This is a genomic window from Burkholderia sp. 3C, assembly GCF_054589155.1.
This window is the reverse complement of record NZ_BAAILN010000109.1, coordinates 48,774-52,793: the sequence shown is the minus strand read 5'-3', so window position 1 is coordinate 52,793 and position 4,020 is coordinate 48,774. Positions and strand designations below refer to the sequence as shown.

The window sequence follows — 4,020 nt, the reverse complement described above, 5'->3', positions numbered from 1 at the left end:
GGCAGCGGCCGGCGCGCGATGCGCGGCCTTGAAATGCACAACGCGCCCGGGGTGGTCGACCCGGGCGCGTTGTCGTTATGGCGGAAGAAGAAAGAAGCGCAGCGGCCAGCGGTGCGTCAGTGCGAGATCTGCTCCAGCGCGATGCCCTTGGTGCGCGGCCCCATCAGCCCGATCGACACCATCACGATCAGCATCGCGGCCGAGATGAACGCGAACACGCCGGCCGTGCCGAAGCCGTTCAGCACCGAGGCGATCACGAACGACGTGAAGATCGCCGAGAAGCGGCTCCACGAATAGACGAAGCCCACCGCCCGCGCGCGGATCGCCGTGGGGAACAGCTCGGCCTGATACGCGTGGAAGCTGTACGACATGATGTTGTTGGCGAGCGTGAGGCCGATGCCGAGCACCACCAGCGTGCCGGCCGTGCCGCTCTGGCTGAACAGCAGCCCGCACACGATCGCCGCGCCCGCCATCGCCACGATCACGTGCTTGCGCTCGAAGCGGTCGCCGATCAGCAGCCCCAGCAGCGGGCCGAGCGGCGCGGCCAGCGCGATCACGCTCGAATACATGAGGCTGGTGGTGACGGTAATGCCCTGCTTGATCAGCAGCGTCGGCACCCAGTTCGCGAAACCGTAGAAGCCCACCGTCTGGAACACGTTGAAGATCGTCATCATGACGGTGCGGCGGCTGTACGGCGCCACCCACATGTCGGCGAAGCGGCCGCGCGCGATCACCGGCTCGGCCGGCCCCGGCGGCGGCAGCGGGCGGCCGTATTCGGCCTCGACCTTCGCCTCCAGCGCGCGCATCACCTGGTCGGCCTCGGCCAGCCGCCCCTGCTGCGCGAGCCAGCGCGGGCTTTCGGGCAGCGCGCGGCGAATCCACCAGACGAAGATCGCGCCGTGCGCGCCGATCAGCACCACCCAGCGCCAGCCGTCCAGGCCGAACGGCGCATTCGGCACCAGCAGATAGGCGAGGAACGCCACCACCGGCACCGCGCAGAAGCCCACCGCCTGCTCGCAGGCGAACGCGCGCCCGCGAATCTCCTTCGGCACCAGCTCGGAGATATACGTGCCGATCGTCACCATCTCCACGCCGAGCCCGAGGCCCACCACGAAGCGCCAGAAGTTCAGGCCGCCGGCCGTGTCCTGGAACGCCATCACCACGTTGGCGGCCGTGTACCACAGCAGCGACCACGTGAACACGGCGCGGCGGCCGTAGCGGTCGGCCAAAAAGCCGCAAGCAATCGTGCCGATGAACAGCCCCGCGAACAGCGCGGCGATGAAGCTCGCCACGCCGGTGGTGCCGAACAGGCCGTGCGTGTTCGACGACAGGATGCCGCTCCTGACGAGGCCCGGCGCGACATACCCGCTGTAGAGCAGGTCGTACAGCTCGAAGAAGAAGCCGAGGCTCAGCAGCACCACGAGCTTCCAGACGGTGCGCGTGGGCGGCAGGCGGTCGAGGCGCGCGGCGATCTCGCCGGCGTGGATCACGGTGGCGCCGGCGGGGGCGGAAGAGGAAGCGTGTTCGGTGGAAGCCATGCTGGCGCGTCTCCGGGCAGTTTTAGTTCGTCGCGCATTGTACCGGGGCGAGCCACGCGCGATACCACAACGTTCATGTCGCGCAAATAGGATTAATGCTCATTCGATAACTCATTCCTTTTAAAATCAAAATAACCTGATTAATTTACAAAATTGCAATTTACCAACGGCACCCCCCCTTAGAATGCGCAGGCGCTTGAAAGCGACGCATCCCTTTTCACTCGAAAGCACGGCCACAAACGCATTGCGCCGTCATTCGAATCGCGTCTATTAGCCGCATTTACCTCAATAAATCTAATAATTTCTTTTTCAGGAAATTATTGGCGCGCTCGCCTCTCGGCGATACGCGGCATGCCCGTATTTATCTCGTCCCTCAGGAGACTCCGGTATGAGAATGCCTTTCCGCAAGATCCATTATCTTTTCGCTGTCGCGGCGCTCGCGCTGAGCGCATGCGGCGGTGGCGACGACGACGACACCCCGATCGAAACGCCGTCGCCGCCACCCGTGACTGCCGTCGACAAGTCGGTGAAGCCGGTCGAATTCCCCGATACGGTGGTACCGATCAACTACAAGCTGTGGTTTCGCCCCAATGCCGACCTCTCGCAGTTCGACGGCCGCGCCGATGTCGAGATCGACGTGCTCAAACCCGTCACCGAGATCGTCGTGGCGGCACGCAAGCTGGTCTTCGCCAAGGGCACGGTCACGTTGCAGCCAGGCAACGTGCGTCTGATCACCACGCCGCAGACCGGCGGCGATTTTTATCAGTTGCGCGCGACGAACGGCACGATCCCGAAGGGTCGCTACACGCTGCATATGGAATGGCAAGGCGTCATCAACCAGACGACGCACGGTGATCCGGAGAAGGGCACGAAGGGCGCCTGCGACGACGATCCGCGTCCCAATTGCTCGGCCGCCGAAGGCATGTTCCGCCTCGACTTGATGGGTACTGACGGCAGCACCAGCGGCGCGATTCTGACGCAGCTCGAATCGAACTTCGCGCGCCGCTGGTTCCCGGGCTGGGACGAGCCGGCGTTCCGTCCGACCTACGAGGTGTCCGCCGAAGTGCCGAGCGATTGGCGCGTGGTGTCGAACGCACCGGAAAAGCAGGCGACTGCGCTGTCCGGCGGCTACCAGGCCGTGTCGTTCGAGAAAACCCCGCCGATGCCGTCGTATCTGCTGTTCTTCGGCGGTGGCCGCTTCGATGTGCTGGAAGACGAATTCACCAGCCCGCTGCCCGACGACAAGGGTCTGCACCTGCGCATCTTCACGCCGCCGGGCATGAAGGAACAGGCCAAGCCCGCGATGGAGGCGACCAAGCAGGCGCTCGACTATTTCTATCGCTACACGGGCTACCCGCTGCCGCTGACCAAACTCGACACGGTCGCCGCAAACGACAAGTTCATAGAGGAAAAACAGTTGTGGTTCAGCGGCATGGAAAACTGGGGCGCCATTCTCGAATTCGCCGACACGATCCTGCCGCCGCCGGGCAAGCCGTTCCCCCGCGGAGCAACGAAAGTGATCAACCACGAAATCGCTCACCAGTGGTTCGGCGATCTGGTCACGCTCGACTGGTGGGACGATGTGTGGCTCAACGAAGGGGTGACGTCCTACATGACCACGCGCGCCGACATCGCACTCGATCCGGACCACTTCGGTTGGGAAGAGCAGGTCTGGAGCAAGCCCGACATCATGTACTACGACGTCTCGCCGGTCCCGTTTCCGATGCAACCGAACTTCAACGATTACAGCGCCACCGATTTCGGGCTGGCAACCAAGGCGATCTACGACAAGGCCGAGCAGGTCCTGAAGATGGTCGAAGGCTACATCGGCGACGACGCCATGCAACGCGGCGTGCAACAGTACGTGCGCAATTACGCATTCGGCAACGCCACGCCGCAGCGGCTGTGGGATGCCCTGTCCGATGCAAGCGGCACCGACGTCGGGCAGATCGGCAACAGCTTCGCGCGTCAGACCGGCGTGCCCGTCCTGTCGATCGACACGCGCTGCGACCTCACGGCGAATCAAACCGTGGTCATGCTGTCGCAGGCTCCGCTGCCCAACGTGAATTTTCATCCGGGCGAACGTTGGTCGATCCCGGTGACGCTCGCCTACGGCAACCAGTTGGCCTTGAACGAGCGTCTCGTCCTCAGCGACGCACGCGCCGAAGTGCGGCTCGACGGTTGCGGTGCAGTACTCGCGAATCCCACCGGCCTGGACTATTACGTGACGCAATACAGCAAGAACGCACGCGATATGCTGCAACCGGCACTGGACACCGTGACGCTCGCCCCGGAGGTGTTGGTCAATCTCGAGAATGACCAGGATATGCTGGAGGGTCTTTCGCAACGGGCGATCCGTGCCCGGCAGTCGAGCCGGTTCGCCATGTCGCCGCCTGCGACGCTGGCCGATGAGGTCGCAACCCGGCGCCTGCGGATGCCGGTGATCTCGATGCGCAATGGTCGGCCCATTTCGCGTCCATAA

Annotated in this window: 2 protein-coding genes; one reads left to right on the top strand and one right to left on the bottom strand. The window is 63.9% G+C overall.

The genetic code is table 11. From position 1 onward, the window contains the following. Positions 1-116: 116 nt before the first annotated feature. Positions 117-1,538 (bottom strand): MFS transporter, encoded by a 1,422-nt coding sequence (locus ACYP33_RS22410; protein ID WP_459623976.1) that lies wholly within the window; start codon positions 1,536-1,538, stop codon positions 117-119. 388 nt (positions 1,539-1,926) lie between these two features. On the opposite strand from ACYP33_RS22410, the gene ACYP33_RS22405 reads away from it, so the two are divergent. Continuing rightward, positions 1,927-4,020 (top strand): M1 family metallopeptidase, encoded by a 2,094-nt coding sequence (locus tag ACYP33_RS22405; RefSeq protein ID WP_414448307.1) that lies wholly within the window; start codon positions 1,927-1,929, stop codon positions 4,018-4,020.

What these genes read in the sequence shown, in the direction of transcription:
- ACYP33_RS22405 (WP_414448307.1), top strand. Translation starts at nt 1,927, where the DNA reads ATGAGAATGCCTTTCCGCAAGATCCATTATCTTTTCGCTGTCGCGGCG.
- ACYP33_RS22410 (WP_459623976.1), bottom strand. Translation starts at nt 1,538, where the DNA reads ATGGCTTCCACCGAACACGCTTCCTCTTCCGCCCCCGCCGGCGCCACC.